At 73.6% G+C, this 22,271-nt stretch carries 20 protein-coding genes; 15 read left to right on the forward strand and 5 right to left on the reverse strand.

Annotated elements, in window-relative coordinates; all coding sequences use genetic code 11:
• Positions 1–92: 92 nt before the first annotated feature.
• The gene (locus ACFQ8Y_RS13565; RefSeq protein ID WP_430549987.1) at positions 93–947 is read right to left on the reverse strand and encodes an alpha/beta fold hydrolase; all 855 of its coding nucleotides are present in this window, start codon (positions 945–947) and stop codon (positions 93–95) included.
• Between the two features lie 263 nt (positions 948–1,210).
• On the opposite strand from ACFQ8Y_RS13565, the gene ACFQ8Y_RS13570 reads away from it, so the two are divergent.
• From ACFQ8Y_RS13570 to ACFQ8Y_RS13590, 5 genes are all read left to right on the forward strand, one after another.
• Entirely contained in the window at positions 1,211–1,582 is a 372-nt protein-coding gene (locus ACFQ8Y_RS13570; RefSeq protein ID WP_430585778.1) for an STAS domain-containing protein, read from the forward strand.
• A gap of 87 nt (positions 1,583–1,669) precedes the next feature.
• Complete coding sequence (locus ACFQ8Y_RS13575) at positions 1,670–2,611, forward strand: universal stress protein (RefSeq protein ID WP_430585779.1); 942 nt, start codon at positions 1,670–1,672, stop codon at positions 2,609–2,611.
• A gap of 39 nt (positions 2,612–2,650) precedes the next feature.
• Complete coding sequence (locus ACFQ8Y_RS13580; RefSeq protein ID WP_430545157.1) at positions 2,651–3,316, forward strand: response regulator; 666 nt, start codon at positions 2,651–2,653, stop codon at positions 3,314–3,316.
• The gene (locus tag ACFQ8Y_RS13585) at positions 3,304–4,527 is read left to right on the forward strand and encodes a hypothetical protein (protein ID WP_430585780.1); all 1,224 of its coding nucleotides are present in this window, start codon (positions 3,304–3,306) and stop codon (positions 4,525–4,527) included. Before ACFQ8Y_RS13580 ends, ACFQ8Y_RS13585 begins: the two co-directional genes overlap by 13 nt.
• Positions 4,528–4,716: 189 nt before the next feature.
• Positions 4,717–5,106, forward strand: coding sequence for an STAS domain-containing protein (locus tag ACFQ8Y_RS13590; RefSeq protein ID WP_430549982.1), 390 nt, complete (start codon positions 4,717–4,719; stop codon positions 5,104–5,106).
• A gap of 18 nt (positions 5,107–5,124) precedes the next feature.
• Here the strand turns inward: ACFQ8Y_RS13590 and ppgK are convergent, their stop codons facing one another.
• On the reverse strand, positions 5,125–5,892 hold the full coding sequence (gene ppgK / locus ACFQ8Y_RS13595) for a polyphosphate--glucose phosphotransferase (RefSeq protein ID WP_430549981.1): 768 nt from the start codon (positions 5,890–5,892) through the stop codon (positions 5,125–5,127).
• 28 nt (positions 5,893–5,920) lie between these two features.
• On the opposite strand from ppgK, the gene ACFQ8Y_RS13600 reads away from it, so the two are divergent.
• A complete protein-coding gene (locus ACFQ8Y_RS13600) occupies positions 5,921–6,118 on the forward strand; it encodes an SPOR domain-containing protein (protein WP_430549980.1) in 198 nt (65 codons plus the stop codon).
• A gap of 59 nt (positions 6,119–6,177) precedes the next feature.
• On the forward strand, positions 6,178–7,041 hold the full coding sequence (locus ACFQ8Y_RS13605; protein WP_430585781.1) for an alpha/beta fold hydrolase: 864 nt from the start codon (positions 6,178–6,180) through the stop codon (positions 7,039–7,041).
• 7 nt (positions 7,042–7,048) lie between these two features.
• Here ACFQ8Y_RS13605 and panB read toward each other — a convergent pair whose 3' ends face one another.
• Positions 7,049–7,921 (reverse strand): 3-methyl-2-oxobutanoate hydroxymethyltransferase, encoded by an 873-nt coding sequence (gene panB / locus ACFQ8Y_RS13610; RefSeq protein WP_430563688.1) that lies wholly within the window; start codon positions 7,919–7,921, stop codon positions 7,049–7,051.
• Positions 7,922–8,039: 118 nt separating this feature from the next.
• On the opposite strand from panB, the gene glnA reads away from it, so the two are divergent.
• From glnA to ACFQ8Y_RS13625, 3 genes are all read left to right on the forward strand, one after another.
• The gene (gene glnA, locus ACFQ8Y_RS13615) at positions 8,040–9,377 is read left to right on the forward strand and encodes a type I glutamate--ammonia ligase (RefSeq protein WP_429764241.1); all 1,338 of its coding nucleotides are present in this window, start codon (positions 8,040–8,042) and stop codon (positions 9,375–9,377) included.
• On the forward strand, positions 9,374–12,580 hold the full coding sequence (locus ACFQ8Y_RS13620; RefSeq protein WP_430585782.1) for a bifunctional [glutamine synthetase] adenylyltransferase/[glutamine synthetase]-adenylyl-L-tyrosine phosphorylase: 3,207 nt from the start codon (positions 9,374–9,376) through the stop codon (positions 12,578–12,580). Before glnA ends, ACFQ8Y_RS13620 begins: the two co-directional genes overlap by 4 nt.
• Before the next feature lie 152 nt (positions 12,581–12,732).
• The gene (locus ACFQ8Y_RS13625; protein WP_430585783.1) at positions 12,733–13,815 is read left to right on the forward strand and encodes a DUF808 domain-containing protein; all 1,083 of its coding nucleotides are present in this window, start codon (positions 12,733–12,735) and stop codon (positions 13,813–13,815) included.
• A gap of 149 nt (positions 13,816–13,964) precedes the next feature.
• Here the strand turns inward: ACFQ8Y_RS13625 and ACFQ8Y_RS13630 are convergent, their stop codons facing one another.
• Positions 13,965–15,545 carry a long-chain-fatty-acid--CoA ligase gene (locus ACFQ8Y_RS13630; RefSeq protein ID WP_430564768.1) on the reverse strand — a complete coding sequence of 527 codons (1,581 nt, stop codon included), beginning with the start codon at positions 15,543–15,545 and terminating at the stop codon, positions 13,965–13,967.
• 158 nt (positions 15,546–15,703) lie between these two features.
• On the opposite strand from ACFQ8Y_RS13630, the gene ACFQ8Y_RS13635 reads away from it, so the two are divergent.
• Positions 15,704–16,912 carry a TetR/AcrR family transcriptional regulator gene (locus ACFQ8Y_RS13635; RefSeq protein ID WP_430549974.1) on the forward strand — a complete coding sequence of 403 codons (1,209 nt, stop codon included), beginning with the start codon at positions 15,704–15,706 and terminating at the stop codon, positions 16,910–16,912.
• Between the two features lie 116 nt (positions 16,913–17,028).
• Here ACFQ8Y_RS13635 and ACFQ8Y_RS13640 read toward each other — a convergent pair whose 3' ends face one another.
• The gene (locus tag ACFQ8Y_RS13640; protein ID WP_430585784.1) at positions 17,029–17,718 is read right to left on the reverse strand and encodes a GntR family transcriptional regulator; all 690 of its coding nucleotides are present in this window, start codon (positions 17,716–17,718) and stop codon (positions 17,029–17,031) included.
• A 217-nt stretch (positions 17,719–17,935) separates the two neighbouring features.
• On the opposite strand from ACFQ8Y_RS13640, the gene ACFQ8Y_RS13645 reads away from it, so the two are divergent.
• Genes ACFQ8Y_RS13645 through ACFQ8Y_RS13660 form a run of 4 tightly spaced genes read left to right on the forward strand, consistent with a single transcriptional unit; the run spans position 17,936 to position 22,233 of the window.
• On the forward strand, positions 17,936–18,736 hold the full coding sequence (locus ACFQ8Y_RS13645) for a carbohydrate ABC transporter permease (protein WP_430585785.1): 801 nt from the start codon (positions 17,936–17,938) through the stop codon (positions 18,734–18,736).
• Positions 18,733–19,671 carry a carbohydrate ABC transporter permease gene (locus tag ACFQ8Y_RS13650; RefSeq protein WP_430585786.1) on the forward strand — a complete coding sequence of 313 codons (939 nt, stop codon included), beginning with the start codon at positions 18,733–18,735 and terminating at the stop codon, positions 19,669–19,671. The genes ACFQ8Y_RS13645 and ACFQ8Y_RS13650 overlap by 4 nt, the downstream gene beginning before the upstream one ends.
• Before the next feature lie 50 nt (positions 19,672–19,721).
• The gene (locus ACFQ8Y_RS13655; RefSeq protein ID WP_430585787.1) at positions 19,722–21,029 is read left to right on the forward strand and encodes an extracellular solute-binding protein; all 1,308 of its coding nucleotides are present in this window, start codon (positions 19,722–19,724) and stop codon (positions 21,027–21,029) included.
• Position 21,030: 1 nt separating this feature from the next.
• Entirely contained in the window at positions 21,031–22,233 is a 1,203-nt protein-coding gene (locus ACFQ8Y_RS13660; RefSeq protein ID WP_430585788.1) for a mandelate racemase/muconate lactonizing enzyme family protein, read from the forward strand.
• Positions 22,234–22,271: the final 38 nt, after the last annotated feature.

Raw genomic sequence — 22,271 nt, forward strand, 5'->3', positions numbered from 1 at the left:
GCCGAGCGCGAAGATCACCCGCACCGGGCCCTGCCGCGCCGCGGGACGGCGCAGGCAGGGCCCGGACAGGGGCGGGGACGACGCCGGCGTGGCTACCTCGCGGCCGCCTTGATGACCCGCAGGACCTGGAGGGGATGGCTGATCATCACCGAGTGCGAGGCGCGGATCTCCACCGTCGTCGCGCCGGCGCGCTTCGCCATGGCACGCTCCGCCTCCGGGGGGATGATGCGGTCGTCCTTCGCCACGATGTACCAGCTCGGGACGGACCTCCACGCGGGCTCGCCGGACGGCTCGACCAACGACGCGAGGGCCCCCGGTCGCTGGGCGCCGGCCATCGTCTCGGCGAGACGTCGCGGAAGGTCCTGGGCGAACAGCCGCGGGTACCACTCGGGGTCGATGTACGCGTCGGCGTTCCCCTCGCCGGCACCCGGGAAGGGCCGCAGCACGAGGTGGTCGATCACGTCGGTGTGGCCCCCGCCGAGCGCGTTCGCCGCGGCGACGGACTCGCCCTCGTCGAGCGCGTAGCCGGCCACGTACACGAGCGACTTCACCTGGTCGTTCCCGGTCGCGGCGTTCGTGATGACCGCACCGCCGTACGAGTGGCCCACCAGGACGATCGGGCCGTCCACGGTCGAGAGGAACTGCCGCAGGTACTCCGCGTCGTGCGCGACGCCGCGCAGGGGGTTCGAGAAGGACAGGACCGGGTAGCCGTCGTCCAGCAGCCGTTCGGCGACGACGGTCCAGCCGCTCGAGTCGGCGAACGCCCCGTGGACCAGGACGACGGTGGGTCTGGGGGCGGTCGGACGGCCCTCCGCGACGGCCGCGGGCGCGGCCGAGGGGCCGGCCGACGCCGTGAGCGGAGCCAGACCGAGAACGGCGACGAGCACCGTGATCAGGGCCGCGACGACGCGGCGTGACCGGATCGCCAGCGAGGACTGCTCAGACATGGCATCTCCTTCGACGAGTTCAGGGGATCCCAGCCTCCGGGGCAAGGAGGCGTCGCGGACCACGCGCCGCGCGTAGTCCGAGGCGGAGGCGCTGCCGTGGCGACCCAGGGGTTGCCGCGTGCCCGGGTTCCCGGAGTCGGCCTGCGTGGTAGCACGCAGGCGGCGGCGCCGGCGTGGACGGGCCGGAGTGGGATGGACAGGTCCGACACCCCGACCGGAGGCCTCCCGTGAACCGTTCCGCTTCGCCCACCTCGGTAGCCGACGTGGTCGGCAGTCCGCCCGGAGGATCGCGCGGCGCGCCGCACGCAACGATCGAGGCCGCCGTGCGCGGCCGGGTGGTGATGGTGCGGATGGCCGGCGAGGTGGATGCGGCATGTGTCGCCGAGGCCGTGCCCACGATCGCGATGCTCGACACGCTGGCGGGGTGCCGCCCGGTGCTCGTCGACACGCACGACGTGACGTTCATGGACTCGTCGGGCGTCGCCCTGCTGGAGCGGGTGGTGCGCCTGTGCCGCGCGGCCGGCGTCCCGGTGGCGCTGCTCGACCCGGCCGTCGTCGTCACGGAGGTGCTGGGGCTCCTCGGGCTGGACCGCTGGTTCCCGGTGGTGCGCTCCGCAGACCGTGCCAGTGCCTGACGCCGGGCAGGAGGACCACGGTGGCGGGGCCACCACGACCGACCCGCGGGTGCACCGCCCTCGCGGCCACGACACCGAGGGGTGGAGATGAACGCACCGCAGCACGTCCTGGTCGGGGTCGACGGCTCGGACGAGAGCCTGCACGCGCTCGACTGGGCCGCCGCCTACGCCCGCTGCGCCGGCGTGGAGCTGCACGTCCTCAGCGCCTACACGCTGCCGGGGTTCACCGGGAGCTACAGCTTCGCCCACGACGTCCCGATGGTCGACGACCTGTACGCGAAGCGGTACGTCGAGGACCTGCTGGCCCGCGCGCACGAGCGGGTGGTCGCGACCGGGGTGCCCGCGACGACCGAGGTGACCATCGCCGACGCGACGACCGCGCTTTCGGAGCGGTCGGCGCGGTCCGGGCTGGTCGTCGTCGGGGCGCGCGGTGCCGGTGGCTTCATGGAGCGGCTGCTCGGCACGGTCTCGGCGAACCTCCCCGTGCGGTCGGCCTGCCCCACGGTCGTCGTGCCGGGGCGGGCGCGGGCCGACGACGACGGCTCCCTCGCGGCTGACTCCATCGACCGCTTCGGCAAGGTCGTCGTCGGGGTGGACGGCTCGCCGTCCTCGGACGCCGCGCTGCGGGCCGCCGTCGTGCAGGCGCGTGCCTGGGGAGCCGCCGTCGAGCTCGTGCGGGCGGTCTCCCTCGTCGGCTGGAGCGGTTCACCCTGGCTCGACCCGGGATTCCGGGAGTCGGTCCTCGGCGGCGCCCGCGCGGAGCTCGACCGGGACGTCGCGCGCCTCCGGGCGGAGCACCCGGATCTGAGCGTGAGCGCCGACGTCGTCGAGGGGCACGCGTCCGACGTCCTGGCCGACAGCTCGGCGGCCGCGGACCTGCTCGTCGTCGGCTCTCGCGGACGAGGCGGGATCCGCGGCCTCCTGCTGGGCTCGACGAGCCAGGCGGTGCTGCGGCGGTCCCACTGCCCCGTGCTGATCCCGGCGCGCGCGTCCGAGCGGGCCGGTGGCGGACGCACGGACGGCGACTGACCAGGCGGGGAGGACCGCGCCCTGCCTACGATCGGCGGCATGGTGACTCCCCGCACGCGTGTGGGCATCGTCGAGGACGAGGCCCTGATGCGGGGGATGCTCGAGCAGACCCTGTCGGCCGAGGAGTCGTTGCGCGTGGTGCACTCGGTGCCCGGCGTGACCGAGGCGAGGCTGGTCTTCACCCCCGGGTCGTGCGACGTCGCCCTGCTGGACGTGAACCTGCCCGACGGCAACGGGGTGGCGCTCGGGGTGGCGCTGCAGCGGGCCGACCCGCGCCTGGCGGTCATGCTGCTGTCGAGCGAGGACGTGATGGGCCTGTTCACGACCGTGCAGGGCGAGGCGACCCGCCCGTGGAGCTACCTGTCCAAGCGGTCGAGCTTCGCGCGCGACGTCCTGGTGCGCGCGGTCGCGGCGGCGGCGCAGGGGCAGGTGGTGCTCGACCCGTACCTCGTGCAGCGCTCCACGCCGCGCCCCGGGTCGGCCGTCTCCGCGCTGACGCCCGCCCAGTTCGGGGTCCTGCGGCTCGTGGCCGAGGGACTGTCGAACCACGCCACGGCAGACCGGCTCGGGATCAACGAGCGGTCGGTCGAGAGCCATCTGAAGTCGATCTACCAGCGCCTGGGCGTCGACGGCACCGAGCACAACCGGCGCGTCGCCGCGGTGCTCGCGTTCCTCGAGCAGACCGGACGCTCGTGGCGGGCCTGAGCGCGCGGGTCGCCCCGGCACGGGGGCGCGCCGCGGAGACCGTCCTGCTGCGGGACAGGACGCGGATCGCGGTCGCCGTCGCCGGGGCCAACTTCGTGCTGTACGCCCTGATGACCGTGGCCGGGTGGGCCGGCTGGGGCGGGCTGCAGACCGCGATCACGCACGAGCGCAGCGCTCTCGGGGTGACCCTCGACGGCGTCGTCGTGCTCGTGGTGAACCTGGCGTTCGGGGCGGTGGTCATCGCCGGCACGCTCGCCTTCCGCCCGCTGTCGCGCCGGTGGCCTGCCCGGCTCGCCGTCGTCACGGGCGTCTCTGCCGTGGCCTCGGTGCCACGGATGCTCGCGCTCACCGCGATCAGCAGCACGCCGACCGGCGGCGCCTACGTCGCGGCCGTCGGCACGCTCGGGCTCGCCGCGGGCGTCGTCGGGATGTCCGCCGGGCTCCTGTCCGCGTCGCTGGTCGACCAGGCCCGGACGGAGCAGCAGCGCCGCGAGGAGGAGGCGCTCCGCGCAGCCCGTGCCGTGGAAGAGCTGCAGGACGAGGAGATCCGGGTGCGCCGGCTGGTGTTCGACCAGCTGCACGGCACGCTGCAGTTCCACCTCGTGACGGTGACGGCGGGGCTCGACCGCGTCGCCGAGCAGCTGGCGTCGGCCGGCGACGACGACCGTGCCGCCGAGGTGCGCCACTGGGCCGAGACGATCGAGGAGATCCGCGAGGAGGACGTGCGCTCGCTGAGCCACAGCGTCTTCCCGTCGGGCGCCGACCTCGGCCCCCAGGAGGCGATCGAGCTCCTGCTGCGGCGGCTGCCGCCCCAGGTCGACGCGTCGATCGAGCTCGGCGACCGCTACCGGGACCTCGTGGCCCGGGACGGGCTGCGGATGCCGATGGCGGAGCGTCTCGTGGTGATCTACACGGTCGAGGAGGCGGTGACCAACGCCCTCCGGCACGGGCGGGCGCGGACGGTCACCGTCCGTGCGGACGCCGAGCCCACCGCCGACGCCGACCGCTGGGTGTTCGTCACCGTGGTCGACGACGACGGCACGGGGCCCACGGACCCTGCGCCGGAGCTGCACGGCCTGCGGCGCCACCTCGAGCGCATCGAGTACCGCGGCGGCACCCTCGCCCTCGGCGCCGGTCCCGACGGAGGGGGTCGGCTCGCCTTCCGGCTCCCGTTCACCGCGGACCCCGCGGCCGGGGACGGTGCGTCGTGACCGGCGTCGGGCCCCGGTGCCCGTGAACCGCTCTGTGAACGCTCGGTAAAGAAAGTCTCTGGTGAGGTTCCGCCGGAGGTTCGCAGAGGTGTAGCGTTGCGGGCGTCGCGACGACGAGGTCGCGAGTCCGGATCGCAGCGCTCGAGACCGAGGCGCGCAGGACGCAGGACGTGGGACGAAGGTGCGGCAGTGACTTTCACCGACGAGGCGCAGGCCGGGGGAATCGCCCTGGTGGAGCGGACCGACGTGAGCGTGGTGGACATGTGGGGCGAGATCGACATCGCCCTGCGCAACGAGGCGAGCGCGGCGCTCGCGAGGGCGTTCGAGCGCGACCTCCCCGTCGTCGTCGACACGTCGCGGGTGACGTTCATCGACTCCGCCGGGGTCGCGTTCCTCGTCCAGCTCTGCCGGATCGGCCGGGACGAGGGCCTGCGGGTGTCGCTGCACCGTCCGCCGGCAGCGGTGCTCGACGTGCTGCGGATGCTCGACCTCGACGTGCCCCCGGACGCGAACATCCTCGACCGGCCCACGACCCCGACGGCGCCGACGCCCGCCGCGCCGCACAGCCTGGCCGGCTGACGGGCGGACGCGGGAGCGTCAGTGGTCGCGACCGCTGGCGGCGAGGGCCGCAGCCCCGACGATCCCCGCGCGGTTGCGCAGCGTGGCCGGGATGATCGGCGCGCGCAGGTTCAGCAGGGGCAGGAACTTCTCGTGGTGCTTGCTCACGCCGCCGCCGACGACGATGAGCTCGGGGGCGAGCAGCATCTCGACCGTCTCGAAGTAGCGCTGCAGCCGTTCGGCCCACTGGTGCCACGACAGGTCGTGGCGCTCGCGGGCGGACTCGGCGGCCCGCGACTCGGCGTCGTGCCCGTCGATCTCGAGGTGCCCGAGCTCGGTGTTCGGCACGAGCAGGCCGTCCACCAGCAGCGCGGACCCGATCCCGGTGCCCAGCGTGACCACGAGGACGACCCCCTCGCGCCCCTGGGCGGCGCCGTACCGCTGCTCGCCGACGCCGGCGGCATCGGCGTCGTTGACGGCCGTCACCTGCCGGCCCGTCGCCTCGCTCGCGAGGGCGGGCAGGTCGACGCCCTTCCACGACTTGTGCAGGTTGGCGATGAACCGGACGACGCCGTGGTCCATCGGAGCGGGGAAGGCGACGCCGACCGGCACGTGCGGCGGCAGCTCGAACGAGTCGACGAGCTCGGCGAGCACGCCGGCCACGGCCTCCGGGGTGGACCTCTCGGGGGTGGGGATGCGGCGTCGTTCGTCCGCGAACTCGCCCGTCGCGAGGTCGACCGGAGCCCCCTTGATGCCCGACCCGCCGATGTCGATGCCGAACGCGACCGGCTGCGCTGCCTCCACCATGGGCCCCATCTTGATGCAGGATCGTCCTATGAGCGACACAAGCCCGGTGCAGTACTGGTACAACACCAAGACCGGTGAGGTCGAGGAGAGCCGCGACCGCTCCAGCTGGAGCCACCGGATGGGCCCCTACCCCACGCGGGAGGCCGCCCGCAACGCCCTGGACTCGGCGCAGCGCCGCAACGAGGAGTGGGAGGGCGAGGACGCCGACTGGCGCGGCAAGGACTGACGCCGGCGCCCCGCACGACGGGACCGATGAGTCCGCGTGCCGCCCCCGGTCGACCCGGCATGACGACGACGATCGAGGCGAACGGTGTCGCGCACGGCGTGGAGCACCTCGGCGACGAGGCGGCCCCGCTGGTGCTCTGCGTGGGCGCCCCCACCATGGTGTCCTGGCCCGACGCGCTCTGCGCGGCCCTCGCCCGCGGGGGACGTCACGTGGTGCGGTACGACCTGCGCGACGCCGGGGCGTCCACGACCGTGGACCCCGAGGCGCCGGCCTACACGCTGCGGGACCTCGCGGCCGACGCCGCCGCGCTCGCACGGGAGCTCGACGACCGGCCCGCGCACCTGGCGGGCCTCGGTGTCGGCGGGATGGTCGCCCAGGTCGCCGCGCTCGACCACCCGGAGGCGTTCGCGGCGCTGACCCTGGTCGGCACGCGACCCGTCGCGCCGGGCCCGGTCGACGACGACCTGCCGGACCACGACGCCGCGGCGATGGAGCGGCTGTTCTCGCTGCCGGAGCCCGACTGGTCCGACCGCGACGCGGTGACCGAGCACGCCGCCCTGGGCGCCGCGATCCTCGGGGACGACCCGGCCGCGGCGCGCGCGGTCGCCGGGCGGGTCTGGGACCGGACGCCCGGCACGTCGCCCGCCCTGCACGCGGCCAACCAGGAGGGCATGGTCTTCGCCCGGCTCGACTGCGCGCCCCGCTGGCGTGAACGCCTCGGGGAGATCGCGGTCCCGGCGCTCGTGGTGCACGGCCGGCGTGACCCGTTCTTCCCGGTCGGGAACGGGGAGGCCCTCGCCCGGGAGATCCCGGACGCGCGCCTGCTCGTCCTCGCGGAGGCTTCGACGGCGGTCCCGGACGCCGCCGCCGGCCGGGTCGCGGCGGCGATGCTCGACCTGGCGGACGCCGTCGGCGTCGGCTGACGCCCGCCTAGCGCTCGAAGGAGTGCGCGGCGTCGGGGAACGAGCCCCCGCGGACCTCGGCGGCATAGTCCTGCGCCGCCTGCCGCAACAGGTTGCCGACCTCGGCGAACCGGCGCGCGAACCGCGGCGACCAGTCCGTCATCCCCGCCATGTCGGTCCAGACCAGCACCTGCCCGTCCACGCGCGGCCCCGCGCCGATGCCGATGGTCGGGATGCGCAGGATCTCCGTGGCGCGCGCCGCGACCTCCACCGGCACCATCTCCAGCACGACGGCGACCGCCCCGGCCTCCTGCACGGCGAGCGCGTCCTCGCACAGCGCCTCCGCGGCGTCGTCGCCCCGGCCCTGCACGCGCGGCCCGCCGAGGATGTTCTCCGACTGCGGCGTGAAGCCGAGGTGCCCGACCACGGGGATGCCGGCGTCGGTGAGCGCGCGGATCTGCGCGGCGGACCGGCGGCCGCCCTCGAGCTTGATCGCGGCGGCGCCCGTCTCCTTCATGACGCGGACGGCGGAGGCGAGGGCCTGCTCCGGCCCGGCCTCGTAGGTGCCGAACGGCAGGTCGACGACGACGAGCGCGTGCTCGGCCGCCCGGGCGACGGCGCGGGCCGGCGGGATCATGTCGTCGAGGGTGACGGGCAGGGTCGTCGCGTGCCCGTGCATGGTGTTGCCGATCGAGTCGCCGACGAGCAGCAGGTCGAGACCCGCGGCGTCGAAGATCCGCGCCGTGACGGCGTCGTACGCCGTGAGCATCGTGAGCTTCTCGCCGCGCTCCTTGGCCTCGGCCAGGTGGTGGACCCGGACGCGCCGCCGGCGCGTGAGGTCGGCGGCGGGCGAGGGGGCTGCGGCGACGTCGGCGGCGGCGTCGGGACCGGGGTTCGACATGGCGGCCAGCCTATGCCTCCGACGCGTGGTACCGGGTATCCGTCCAGGTCGGAGCCCGGCGCGCGCGGGGCAGGCGCCAGGACATACCCCGTTAACACTTCTCGGGCAGGATGGGCTCATGGACAGGCAGCAGGAGTTCGTGCTCCGCACGGTCGAGGAGCGCGACATCCGCTTCATCCGGCTCTGGTTCACCGACGTGCTCGGGGTGCTGAAGTCGGTGGCGGTCGCCCCGGCCGAGCTCGAGCAGGCGTTCACGGAGGGCATCGGCTTCGACGGCAGCTCCATCGAGGGGCTGACGCGGGTCTACGAGGCGGACATGATCGCCAAGCCCGACCCGACGACGTTCCAGGTGCTGCCCTGGCGCGGTGAGCGGCACGGCACGGGCCGCATGTTCTGCGACATCCTCACGCCGGACGGCGAGCCCTCCCTCGCGGACTCGCGCAACGTGCTCAAGCGGCAGCTCGCCAAGGCCAGCGACCGCGGGTTCACCTTCTACACGCACCCCGAGGTCGAGTTCTACCTGTTCAACCAGCTCGCGGCGCCGGAGGACCCGCTGGTCCCGGTCGACAACGGCGGCTACTTCGACCACCTGGCCCGCGGCAGCACGCACGACTTCCGCCGGGCCGCGATCACGATGCTCGAGTCGATGGGCATCTCGGTGGAGTTCTCCCACCACGAGGCGGGGCCGGGCCAGAACGAGATCGACCTGCGGTACGCCGACGCGCTGACCACGGCGGACAACCTCATGACCTTCCGCACGGTGGTCAAGGAGGTGGCGCTGGAGCAGGGCGTCTTCGCGTCGTTCATGCCCAAGCCGATGGCCGATCAGCCGGGCTCGGGGATGCACACGCACCTGTCCCTGTTCGAGGACGACCAGAACGCCTTCCACGAGCCGGGCGCGCAGTTCGAGCTGTCGAAGACGGCCCGGCAGTTCATCGCCGGCCTGCTGGTGCACGCGGCCGAGATCACGGCCGTGACCAACCAGTACGTCAACTCGTACAAGCGGCTCTGGGGCGGCGCCGAGGCTCCCAGCTACATCTGCTGGGGCCACAACAACAGGTCCGCCCTCGTGCGCGTGCCCATGTACAAGCCGGGCAAGGGCAACTCCGCCCGCGTCGAGTACCGGGCCCTCGACTCGGCGGCGAACCCGTACCTCGCGTTCGCGGTGCTGCTCGCCGCCGGACTCAAGGGCATCGAGCACGGCTACGAGCTGCCGGAGGCCACGGGCGACGACGTCTGGGAGCTGACGGACCGCGAGCGTCGCGCGCTCGGCATCGCCCCGCTGCCGCAGTCGCTCGACGAGGCGATCGAGCTCATGGAGCGTTCCGAGCTGGTGGCCGAGACGCTCGGGGAGCACGTCTACGACTTCGTCCTGCGCAACAAGCGGCAGGAGTGGGACGCGTACCGCGCGCAGGTGACGCCCTACGAGCTGCGCCGGTTCCTGCAGAACCTGTGACCGCCCGTCCGCCGACCCTCACGAGCCGGTTGCTGCACGCCGGCTTCGCGGACCTCACCCGGTCGGCGTCGCTCTGGTCCGACGACGCGCTGCAGGACGCCCTCGCGGCGCCCGGGCGCGCGGACGCGCTCCTGGGGGCGGTGGGGGCCTGCGCCGACCCGGACCTGGCGCTCCTGCAGCTGGTGCGCCTCGCGGAGCACCCCGACGCCCGTGAGCGGCTCGGAGCGCTGCTCGACGAGGGCGCCTCGCCGCGGGCGCGCACCCGGCTGCTGGCGGTGCTCGGGGCCTCGTCGGCCCTGGGGGACGAGGTGGTGCGCCGGCCCGAGCTGCTCGACGTCCTCGCGGTGCCCGACGGCGCGGCGCTCGACGCCGACGACGCCGACGAGCTCGACGACGCCGACGCCGACGACGACGACGAGGGGGAGGGGGAGGACGGCGGCGACCCCGGCCCGCGCACCCTGAAGGGCCCGGCCGAGGTGCGCGCCGCGCTGCTGCGCGCCGTCGGCGCCGACCCGGACGCCGCGGTGCCGGTGGCCGCCGACCCGGGCTCCGGGCCGGGCGTCGGCTGGCCGGACGCGGACGCGGCGACCACCACGGACGCGCTGCGCCGGGCGTATCGCGCCCGGCTGCTGGCGCTGGCCGCCGACGACCTCACCGCCAGCGAGCCGCTGACGCGCATGCCCGTCGTCGGGGCGGCCCTCGCCGACCTGGCGTCGGCCGCCCTGGAGGCCGCGCTCGCCGTCGCGCGGGCCGACCTGGACGACCACGGCGCCGGCGTGCGGCTCGCCGTCCTGGGCATGGGCAAGACCGGGGGGCGCGAGCTGAACTACGTCTCCGACGTCGACGTCGTGTACGTGTGCGAGCCCGGCGAGCTGCCGGACGGCGGCGTCCTCGACGAGGAGGCCGCCGTCGCGGTCGGCACCCGCCTCGCGACCGGGCTGCAGCGGGTGTGCTCGGCCGCCTCCGCGGAGCCGGCCCTGTGGCCGGTCGACGCCGCGCTGCGGCCCGAGGGCGCGCAGGGGCCCCTGGTGCGCACCCTCGCGAGCCACGTCGCGTACTACGAGCGCTGGGCCGCGACATGGGAGTTCCAGGCCCTGCTCAAGGCGCGCCCCGTGGCCGGCGACGCGGCGCTGGGGCGCGACTACCGCGCGGCCGTCGACCCGTTCATCTGGTCGGCCGTGCACCGCGAGCACTTCGTCGAGGACGCCCGCGCGATGCGCCGCCGGGTCGAGCAGCACGTCCCCGCCGCCGAGGCGGACCGGCAGATCAAGCTGGGCAAGGGCGGCCTGCGCGACGTCGAGTTCACGGTCCAGCTGCTGCAGCTGGTGCACGGTCGCGCCGACCCGCAGATCCGCTCGCCGCACACGCTGTCCGCGCTCGCCGCCCTCGCCGCTGGCGGGTACGTCGGGCGGGAGCACGCCGCGCGGATGGCGGTCTGCTACCGGTTCCTGCGGGCGCTGGAGCACCGGGTGCAGCTGTACCGGCTGCGCCGGACGCACCTGCTGCCCACCGCGGAGGAGGACCTGCGCCGTCTCGCGCGGTCGCTCGGCATGCGCGCGGAGGGCGCCTCAGGCCTCCTCGAGCGCTGGCGCGCGACGCGGCGCGAGGTCCGCGCCCTGCACGAGGAGGTCTTCTACCGGCCGCTGCTGCCCGCCTCGGCGCAGCTCTCGGACGCCGAGCTGTCGCTGTCCCCGGACGTCGCACGCGAGCGGTTCGCCGCCGTCGGGTACCGCGACCCCGACGGCGCGATGCGGCACGTCGTGGCCCTGACGGCGGGCACGTCGCGCCGGGCGGCGCTGCAGCGGCAGCTGCTGCCGGTGCTGCTCGGCTGGTTCGCCGAGGGCGCCGACCCGGATGGCGGGCTGCTGGCGTTCCGCAAGCTGTCCGACGAGCTGGGCGCCACGCCCTGGTACCTGCGCCTGCTGCGCGACTCGGAGAACGCGGCCTACCACCTGAGCCGGCTCCTGGCGTCGTCGACGTACCTCGCCGAGGCCCTGGCGCGCTCGCCCGAGTCCGTGCGCTGGCTGGCCGACACGTCCGGGCTCGACCCCCGCGGCCCGCAGCGGCTGGCCGCGGAGGCGGACGCCATCCTCACGCGGGCCGACGAACCGAGGTCCGCCGCCCAGCGGCTGCGGGCCCTGCGCCGGCGGGAGCTGGCCCGCACCGGCGCGGCCGAGGTCCTCGGGCTGCTGCCCCCCGTGGGCGCCGCGGCCGCGGTCTCGGACGCGGCCGACGTCGTCCTGGCGGGCGGACTGCGCGTGGCCGAGCACGTCGCGCGCACGGAGCTCGGGCTGGGGGAGTCGCGCGAGGCGAACCCCACACGGCTGCTCGTCGTCGCGATGGGGCGGCTCGGCGGCCATGAGATGGGGTACGGCTCCGACGCCGACGTGATGTTCGTGCACGAGCCCGTGCCGGATGCTGAGCCGCAGCTCGCGCAGGACTTCGCCACCCGCGCCGCGACGCGCCTGCGGGCGCTGCTGTCGGAGGTGGGCCCGGAGCCGACCCTGCCGGTGGACGCGGACCTGCGGCCGGAGGGCCGGCAGGGACCGCTCGTGCGCACGCTCGACTCGTACGCCGAGTACTACGGGCGGTGGTCGAGCGTGTGGGAGGCCCAGGCGCTGCTGCGCGCGCGGCCGGTGGCGGGAGACGTCGGCGGAGAGGACTCGCTGGGCACCCGGTTCGGGGCGCTGGTGGACCCGCTGCGCTACCCGGCCGGCGGGCTGGACGACGCGCACCTGCGCGAGGTGCGCCGGATCAAGGCCCGCGTCGAGGCCGAGCGACTGCCCCGCGGTGCGGACCCCTCGCGCCACCTCAAGCTCGGCCGGGGCGGCGTCGCCGACGTCGAGTGGACGGCGCAGCTGCTCCAGCTGCAGCACGCGGGCGAGGTGCCGGGCCTGCGCACCACCGGCACGGTCGCGGCGCTCGACGCCGCGACGTCGGCGGGGCTCCTGGACCCCGAGGACGCCGCCCAGCTGCGCGACGCGTGGGTGCTCGCCTCGCGCCTGCGCTCCGCCGTCGTGCTCTGGTCCGGGCGCACCACGGGGGCGCAGACCGACCGGTTGCCGCACGACTCGCGCGACCTGTCCGGCGTCGCCGCCCTGCTCGGCGACGTGGGCACCGGGGGAGAGCTCGAGGAGCTCTACCTGCGCACGGCCCGCCGCGCCCGCGCGGTCGTGGAGCGCGTCTTCTACGGCGAGGAGTGACCTCGGCGCGGCGTCGGGCCGCGGAGCCGGCCTTCCCCTGAGACCCCTCCCGGAGGCGCCCGCGGGTACGGCAGAATCTGGGGCATGCATCAGCCCATGCCGTCGCCCGCGGGCGCGCCGACCGCTCGCCGACGACCCTCGGGAGCGGTCGCGTGAGCGCCGGCCTGCTCGGCCTGCTCGACGACGTCGCGGCGATCGCCAAGCTCGCCGCCGCCTCGCTCGACGACGTCGGGGCCGCCGCCGCGAAGGCGACGGCGAAGGCGGCGGGCGTCGTCGTCGACGACACCGCCGTGACGCCGCAGTACGTGCACGGCGTCGCCGCGAACCGCGAGATCCCCATCGTCAAGAAGATCGCCTGGGGCTCGATCCGGAACAAGGTGTTCTACATCCTCCCGGTGGCCCTGATCCTCAGCCAGTGGGCGCCGTGGCTGCTCACGCCGATCCTCATGGTGGGCGGCACGTACCTGGCCTTCGAGGGTGCCGAGAAGATCTGGGGTCGCCTGCGCGGGCACGAGGGGCACGACAAGCCCGCCGCGACGGTGGGCCCCGAGGCCGAGAAGAGCCTCGTCGCCGGCGCCGTGCGCACCGACCTCATCCTGTCCGCGGAGATCATGGTCATCGCCCTCAACGAGGTGGCGCACGAGCCGTTCTTCTCGCGGCTGGTCATCCTGCTGGTCGTCGCGCTCGCCATCACCGTGATCGTCTACGGCGTCGTCGGCCTCATCGTGCGGATGGACGACATGGGCCTGGCCCTCGCGGGCCGTGACTCCCGGACCAGCCAGCGCGTGGGGCGCGCCCTCGTGACCGGGATGCCCAAGGTGCTCGCCGTGATCTCCGTCGTGGGCACCGTCGCGATGCTGTGGGTGGGCGGTCACATCCTGCTGACCGGCACCGACGAGCTCGGCTGGCACGCGCCCTACGCGTTCGTGCACCACCTCGAGGAGGCCGTCGCGCACGCCGTGCCCGGCATCGGCGGGTTCCTCGGCTGGCTGGTCAACACGTTCTTCTCCGCCCTGGTCGGCGTGGTCGTGGGAGCCGTCGTCGTCGCCGTCATGCACGTGCTGCCGTTCGGGAAGAAGCACGGTGAGGAGCACTCGGCCGACCACCCGGCCGACCACCCGGCCGACCACCCGGCCGACCACCCGGCCGATCACGCCACCGAGCACGAGGGCGACGTCGAGGCAACGTCCACCGACGGGCCCACCGACGAGCCCACCGACGGTCCGCGGGCCTGAGGCGGCGGGGGCCCCGCGGCGGGCCGGGGGGCCCCCGGGAGCCCCCCCCCCCCCCAACCCGCCCCCCGCGGGCCCCCCCCTCCGCCCCCCCGGGGGGGCGGGGGGGGTGGGGGGGGGCCGCGCGGGGGGGGGGGGGGCCCACGCCGTCGTCACGACGCGACCGTCACGGCGCCGCGGTCGGCCTCGCGCAGGGCCACCTTGTTCACCTTGCCGGACGCGTTCGTGGGGATCGCGTCGACGACGACGAGGTCCTTGGGCTGCTTGAAGCGGGCGAGGGTGTCGCCCAGCCAGTCCTGGAGCTCCGCGAGGCCGAGCGGCTCTCCGGGGGTCAGGACCACGGCGGCGACGGGCACCTCGCCCCAGCGCTCGTCGCGCCGGCCGTACACGGCCGCCGCGGCGATCCGCGGGTGCGCGAAGAGGGCGTTCTCCACCTCGGCGCAGTACACGTTCTCGCCGCCCGAGATGATCATGTCCTTGAGCCGGTCGACGACCCAGACGAAGCCGTCCTCGTCCTGGCGGACCAGGTCGCCCGAGTGGAACCAGCCGCCGTCGAAGGCCGCCGCCGTCTCGGCGGGCTTGCGCCAGTACCCCTTCATGAGGTTCGGCCCGCGGTAGACGATCTCCCCGATGCTCCCGGTCGGGACGTCGCGGAGCTCGGCGTCGACGATCCTCCACTGGACGGTGGGGACCGGACGCCCGACCGACCCGAGCTTGCGCAGCGCGTCCCGGCCGCGCAGCGCGCAGGTGATGGGGGAGAGCTCGGTCTGGCCGAAGACGGCGACGTTGAGGGCGTCGGGGAACGTCTCGGTCATCGTGCGCAGCAACGTGTCGGACGCCGGCGCGGCACCCCAGCTGATCACGCGCAGCCGCAGGTCGCGGTCGCGGATGCCGGGGACGGCGCAGATCGCCTGCCACTGCTGCGGCACGTTGAAGACGATGGTGGCACCCTCCCGCTCCCACGCGTCGACGAGCGCCGCGGCGTCGAAGGCGCCGAGCGGGTGGATGACGGTCGGGATGCCGACCACGAAGTTGGCGGCGATCGACCCGAGCCCGGCGATGTGGAACAGGGGCGCGGTGAGGAAGGCGACGTCGGACTCGTCGAAGATCTCGTTCACCCGCAGGACGGTGAGGGACTGGGCCGTCATGTTGAGGTGGTCGAGCATGGCGCCCTTGGGCCGCCCGGTGGTCCCCGACGTGTACATGATGAGACAGGTCGTGTCCTCGGGGACGTCGGGTGCGACGAAGCCGTCGAGGGGCTCGGCGAGGAGGTCCGCGATGCTCTCCTGCCCGTCGGCGGCGTCGCCCACCACGACGACGCCGCGGAGTCGGTCGGTGAGCTGCTGCGCGGCGGAGAGCAGGGGGGCGAGCGGCTGGTCGACGACCACGAGGTCCGCGTCGGCGTCGTCGACGACGTAGGCGATCTCGGCGGGGGAGAGACGCACGTTCATGGGGACCGCGACGGCGCCGAGGCGGTTGATCGCGAAGACGGTCTCCACCACGAGGGTGTGGTTGAGCGTCAGGAGCAGGACGCGGTCACCGAAGCCGACGCCGCGCCGCCGGAGCGCCGCGGCGAGGGTGTCCATGTGCCGGGCGGCGTCGGCCCAGGTGGTCACCTCGCCCTGGAAGGAGAAGGCGGTCGCGTCGGGCTTGGTCGCGGCGTGGGTGAGGACCTGGTTCATCCAGTGGTTGCGGCGGACAGTCGGGGGGATGGCGTCCGTGGCGTCGCTCATGGCATGCACCTCTTCGTACGTGAGCCGAGTCGGGGGGCGTGGCGCCGTCGCCACGTCCCGTCCGTTCCTGCCGCCCGCGGGGGTCGACGAGATCATGTTACTCATCATTCACATCGGAGTGCCAGCCCCTGCGGGGGGCCGGCGTTAGTGTGTGCACCGTGAGCGAGGCGAGGGCGGCGGACCAGGTCAGGAGGCGCCCACGTGACCGGCGGCAGACCATCGAGGCGGCCGCCGCGGTCGCCTTCGCGGAGCGCGGGTACCACCGGGTGGCGATGCAGGACGTCGCCGACGCGGTGGGGATCACCGCGGCGGCGCTCTACCGGCACTTCGACAACAAGTACGAGCTGTTCCGCGAGATCGCGATGGACCTCGTCGCCCGGCTGACCGACGCGACCGCGGCGGTGGGGGAGGTGAGCGACCGCACTCCGGCGACGGCGCGCACGGAGGCCGCGGCCGTCCTCGACGCCGTCTCGGGCGAGACCGTCGCGATGCGGTCGTCGGGGAACATCTACCGCTGGGAGAGCCGCTACCTGCGCCCCGAGGACCGCCGGGCCCTGGCCGCGGAGTTCACGGCCCTGCGGCGCCGTCTCGCCGAGCCCGCCGCGATGCTGCGGCCCGACCTCGACCCGCCGACGCTGGACCTCGTCGCCCTGGCCGCGCTGAGCGTGATCGCGAGCGTCACCGCCCACCGCACCCCGATGGCCGTCGCGGCGCTGCAGGCGCTGCTGCGCGAGGCGGCGATGCGCGTGCTCACCGAGGCGCCGGGTCCGGCGCCGACCGCGCCGGCGGAGGGGCACGGACCGGTCGAGGCCGCGCCGCCGGGCCGACGCCGCGACCAGCTCGCGCAGGCGGGGATCGCGGCGTTCGCCCGCAGGGGCTACCACGAGGCGTCGATCGAGGAGATCGCCGCCGCGGTGGGGATCACGCCGTCGGGCGTCTACCGACACTTCAGCGGCAAGTCCGAGATCCTGCGCACGGCGTGCGAGCGGGCCGCGGCGGCCCTGGACGCCGCGGCCGACGACGCGCTGGGCCGCCCCGACCCCCGCGAGGCGCTGCACAGCCTCGAGGCGGCGTACGTCCGCTTCGCCGTCGAGGACCGCGACCTCATGGACGTCTACACGGCGGACGTCGGTGCGCTCGACGCCGAGGACCAGCGCCGCCTGCGGCGGCTCCAGCGCGCGCACGTCGACGACTGGGTGGAGCTGCTCGGGCGGTTGCGTCCGGACCTCGACCCGCGCGACCTGCGGTTCCTCGTGCACGCCGGCTTCAACGTGGTCGCCGACCTGAGCGTCGCGCTGCGCCGCAGCCCGGCGCCCGAGGCCAAGCGGTGGATCGGGGCCGTGCTGGAGACCGTGCTGGGCGTCTAGCGCCGATCCAGGTCGGTGTCGGGAGTCCGTCCCGCGTGAAGTGACCGGTTCGGGTCGGTGCTCCGTGGCACGACGTGCCGGAGCCGTACGTGCCGTGGCGGCCCACGGCGAGGGCGTCAGTCGTCGCTGTTCACGAAGTCGCTGCTCGCGGCGTCGAGCTCGTCGGGCGCCTCGCTCGCTCCCTGGGCGTGGACGTGGGCGCGCATGGCCTCCACGGCTCCTTCGACGTCGCCGGACTCGACGGCCGTCACGATCGCCTCGTGCTCCGCGATCACGCCGTCCCAGGTCGCGGCGAAGCCTGCGGCCCGATACCGCCGGATCTTGACGAGCAGCCCGTCCACGGACTCGACCACCGTCGCGAAGGTCGTCGCGCGGGCCACCGCGAGGTGGAACTCGGCATTGAGGCTGCTGATCTCCGAGTCCGGTGAGGCACCCAGGCTCTGGCGCATCCGGTCGTTGATGTCACGCAGCTCGACCGCGAGGCGGCCGCCCCGCTCGAGCGCGAGTCGCACCGCGAGAGGCTCCACGGCCTCGCGCAGCCGGTACACGCCGTGGATCTCGTGGCGCGGCAACGGCGCGACGCGGGGGCCGGCGTGAGGGGTGTTGACCACGAGCCCTGCGCCTTCGAGGCCGGACAGCGCTTCGCGGAGCGGGATCTTGCTGACGCCGAACTCGCGGGCGATCTCGTCGAGGACGATGCGGTCCCCGGGGCGCAGCTCACCGGTGATGATCGCCTCGGCGAGACGTTGACGGATCAGGCTGGCCTTGGTGTCGACGACCAGCGGGCGTCCTACGAACGCGTTCATCTTCCTCCTCGACGACGCGGGCTGCGGCCGCCCGGCCCTGTGATGATGCCACGGCCTTGCCCTCGTTCGCATTTCGTATATCGTGTGCTCATCCCCGTCGGTCAAGGAGGACACGGTGGCCATCCACCCCACAACGGCCAGGACACCGCGACGCCGCGGTGAATCAGATCGCTTCCCGCTACTGCTCATCGCGCCCGCAGCGACGCTGCTCTTCGCGGTGCTCATCTATCCGCTCGTCGCGGCGCTCGCGGATGCCTTCTTCGACGCCAGCCTCATCTCGTCGGAGAAGTCGTTCGTCGGGCTGGAGAACATCGTCTCCGCGTTTCAGAGCGACTTCGGCCCGCTGCTGGCCAAGACGCTCACCTTCGCCGTCCCCGCCACCGTGCTTCCCTTCGCGGTCGGGCTCGTCGCTGCGCTCGGCCTCAACCAGCGCATGCGTGGGCGCGCCGCACTGCGGAGCGTGCTGCTGTTCCCGTGGGTGCTTCCCGGCGTCGTCGTCAGCTTCCTGTGGCTGTGGATCTTCGACGCGAACTACGGCGTGCTCAACGGGGTGCTGCGGACCACCGGGATCGTCGACGAGAACGTGGGCTGGCTCCAGTCGGGACCCGGCGCGATGACCGCCGTGATCGTGGCGCGGACCTGGGCGTCCTTCCCGTGGATGATGGTGATGCTCCTCGCCGCGCTGCAGTCCTTCCCCGGCGACGTCTACGAGGCGGCCCGCATGGACGGCGCCAACTCCTGGGAACGGTTCTGGCACGTCACGGTGCCCGGCCTCGCGCCCGTCGCGGGCGTCGTCGTGCTGCTCGAATTCATCTGGAACTTCCAGCAGTTCGACCTCCTCTACGTCCTGACGCAGGGGGGACCGGCGGGGGCGACCACGACCTTCTCCCTCGCCGTCTACGAGACGGCCTTCAAGGGCTTCGACCTCGGCACCGCCGGCGCGTTGGGCGTGCTGTGGATGCTCGTGCTCCTGCCCGTCGTGGTGCTCTACCTGCGCGGGACGGAGAAGGAGCGATGACGACTCAGATCGAGAAGGATCCCGTGGTGACCGTGCGCGACCGAGGCGGCTCGACGCGCCGCCCGCCCCACCGAGCACGCCCCGTCGGGACGCGTGGTGGCCCTTCCGGCGAGACGCGTCAGGTCGCCTGGGGGCGGCGCACCTCGCTGACCCTCATCACGGTGTTCGCCCTGGCGCCGATCTACTGGATGGTCCTGACTAGTCTGCGGTCCGGGTCGGAGGTCTTCGAGTTTCCTCCCCGGCTGCTGCCGACGGGCTTCGACCTCAGCTCCTACGCGCGGGTGCTCGGCGACGGCCAGATCGTGCACTTCCTGCTCAACAGCGTGCTCGTCGCCACCGTGACCGCTGTCGGGAGCGTGCTGGTGGGCATGTACTGCGCCTACTCGTTCTCGAAGTTCCGCTACCGGGGGCGCCGGTCCTTCATGTTCCTGCTGCTCGTCTCGCAGCTGTTCCCGCAGATCCTCTTGCTGATCACCATCTACGGGATGTTCAGCGCGATGGGTCTGCTCGACTCCTACCTCGCCCTGATCATCTCGTTCACCACGTTCACGCTCCCGCTGTGCGTCTGGATGATGAAGGGCGTCTTCGACAACGTCCCGGACGAGATCATCGAGGCGGCCAAGGTGGACGGGGCGGGGCAGCGGGTGATCATCCACCGCATCCTCATGCCGCTCGTCGCCCCGGGCATGATCGCCGCGGGTCTCTTCGCCTTCATCCGTGGCTGGAACGACTTCGTCTACTCGCTCACGCTCTCGGGCGAGGCCACCCGCACCCTGCCGCCCGGCCTCGTCAACACCTACCTCAGCGAGTTCAGCGACCGATGGCCCGAGCTCATGGCGGCGTCCCTGGTCGCCTCGCTCCCGGTCATCGTCGTCTTCCTCGCACTGCAGCGGTACTTCGTCGCCGGGCTGAGCTCCGGCGCCGTCAAGGGCTGACCCCCGGACCACCTGACACCCGACCCCACCTCATCGGAGAGGACCGTCCCATGTCTCACCACCACTCCAGCGCCGCGGCCCGCCGCCGCCGGCTCGCGGCCGTCACAGCCGCCGGCATCGCGGCCACGTTCGCACTGGCCTCCTGCTCGACCGGCGTCGACCCTGCCGGTCCCGCTCCCTCGGGCGCGCCGGAGAGCTACGAAGACTTCACGTTCACCAGCTGGAACTATGGCGAGGACGCCCAGAGAGCCCTCATCGAGCAGGAGGTCGCCGAGTTCACCGATGAGCACGACGTCACGGCCGACCTGGTCACGTTCCCCTTCGCCGAGTACAAGAACCAGCTGATCCTGCGCTCGCGCGACGGGTCGACGACGGGCGCCGCCCAGCTCGACATCGCTGACCTGCCCTCCCTCGCGGCGTCAGGCGTCCTCGCCGACCTGTCCGCGTACTCGGAGGGCGCCGACTACACGGAAGCCGCGCTGAAGAACGGCCAGGTCGACGGCGTCCAGTACGGCCTGCCGTGGTACACCGGCTCGATCGGCCTCATCCAGAACGAGCAGCTCCTCAAGGAGGCCGGTGTCACCGAGGCGCCCGCCACCGTCGCGGACTTCGAGGACGCGCTGCGCAAGGTCAAGGCGCTCGGTGACGACGTCGTGCCCTATGCCCTGGCGACCAAGCCGGAGGCGATCAAGGACTTCATCCCCTGGTTCCGCACGTTCGGGTCCGCCATCGTCGCCGGCGGAAAGATCTCCGTCAACGACGACGGCGCCGTCAAGGCCCTCGAGTGGCTCACCCAGCTCAACCAGGACGGTCTCGTGGAGCTCGGCCTCGGCCGCCCGGAGGCGCGCACGCTCTACGTCCAGGGCAAGACGGCGTTCTTCGACGACGCCAACCAGGTGCGGGGGACCATCGCCGACCAGGCGACCGACCCCGGGCTCATCGACCACACCGTGCCGGTGGCGCGCCCGGTCGTGGCGCCGGGCGACGCGCCGCAGTCCCTCGCGTGGGGCGGCCTCATCGTCGTGTTCGAGGAGGGGCCGACGCAGACCGCGGCCGAGTTCGCGAAGTACTACACCTCGACGCCGGAGGTCGGCGTCAACCGGTACAAGGAGATCGGGTCGGTCCCCACGACCGACGCGGCCCTGAAGGACGAGGCTCTGACCTCCGATCCGTACGCCTCGACCTGGCAGTCGCAGATCACGGACAGTGCCGCGCCGAACCCGCTGTGGCAGTTCCCGAACTACGCCCAGATGGAGGCGAAGCTCGCCGAGGAGATCCAGGCGGCCATGACCGGGAAGAAGTCGGCGCAGGACGCGCTCGACGACGCGCAGGCGGCGATGCAGGGGCTGGCCGACTGAGATGAGCGTCCTCGACACCTTCCCTGCCACGCCGGCCGACGCCACCTCGCCCCTGCGGATCGCCTCGGTGGAAGCCATCCCGATGCTCGCCCCGTTCAGCCGCCTGTACCCCGACGGTGACGTCCCGGGGTGGCTCCTGCGGCCCGCTGCCAGCCACCGGACCCTGGAGCGCAAGGGGCAGTACTCGACCCTCGTCCGCATCCGGACGGACGATGGCCTGGAAGGCGTCGGGGAGTGCTACGGGCTGCCCGCTCCGAAGGTGACCGCGCAGATCGTGCACGACATCATCGAGCCCCTGCTCCTCGGCGAGGACGCCCATGCCGTCGATCGGCTGTGGTCGAAGGTCTACTCCTCGATGAGCGGGGGCGGGCAGGTCCGGGGGTACTACCTCGAGGCGATGAGCGGCATCGACCTCGCCCTGTGGGACCTTCGGGGCAAGGCGCTGGGACTCCCGGTGCACCGCCTGCTCGGCGGCCCGCACCGGGAGCGGATCGATGTCTACGCGAGCCCGGTGCCGATGCTCGACGAGCCGGCGGAGTCCGCCGAGTACGCTCTCGGGTTCGTCGCCGCAGGGTTCGACGCGCTCAAGCTCAAGCTGGGTCGAGGCGCGGCCGTGGACGTGGCGCACGCTGCCGCCGTGCGCGAGGCGATCGGCCCCGACCGCCAGCTGCTCGTCGACCTGAACTGCGCGTACACCGCCGACGTCGCGACCGATGTGACGCGCCGACTGGTCGATCTCGGCATCACCTGGATCGAGGAGCCCGTCGCCGTCGACGACGTCGCCGGCTACCGGCGCATCCGGTCGTCCCTCCCGGTGTCGTTGGTCAACGGCGAGACCCTCTTCACGCGATGGGACTTCCGGGAGTTCCTCGTGGCAGGCGCGGTCGATGTCGTGATGCCGAACCTCGCACGCGCGGGCGGGATCACCGAGTCGCGGAAGATCGCGGCGCTGTGCGAGACGTTCCACGTGGACATCGCGCCGCACGGCGTCGGGTCGGCGGTGGGCCTCGCCGCGGCGCTCCAGCTCTCCGCTGCCGTGCCGAACTTCCGGATCTACGAGTACAACCGGCTGCCGAACCCGTTGCGCGACGCTCTCGCGACCGAGCCGTTCGACTTCTCCGGCGGCTCGCTCGGCGTGCCGACGGGCCCCGGGCTCGGCATCTCGCTGGACTGGTCCGCCGTGGAAGAGTTCCGCGCGCGATGACAGCTGTCCCGAGGTCAGGCGGCGCGCGCGAGGTTCGG

Source organism: Isoptericola sp. NPDC056605, assembly GCF_042792795.1.
Taxonomy (GTDB): domain Bacteria; phylum Actinomycetota; class Actinomycetes; order Actinomycetales; family Cellulomonadaceae; genus Isoptericola.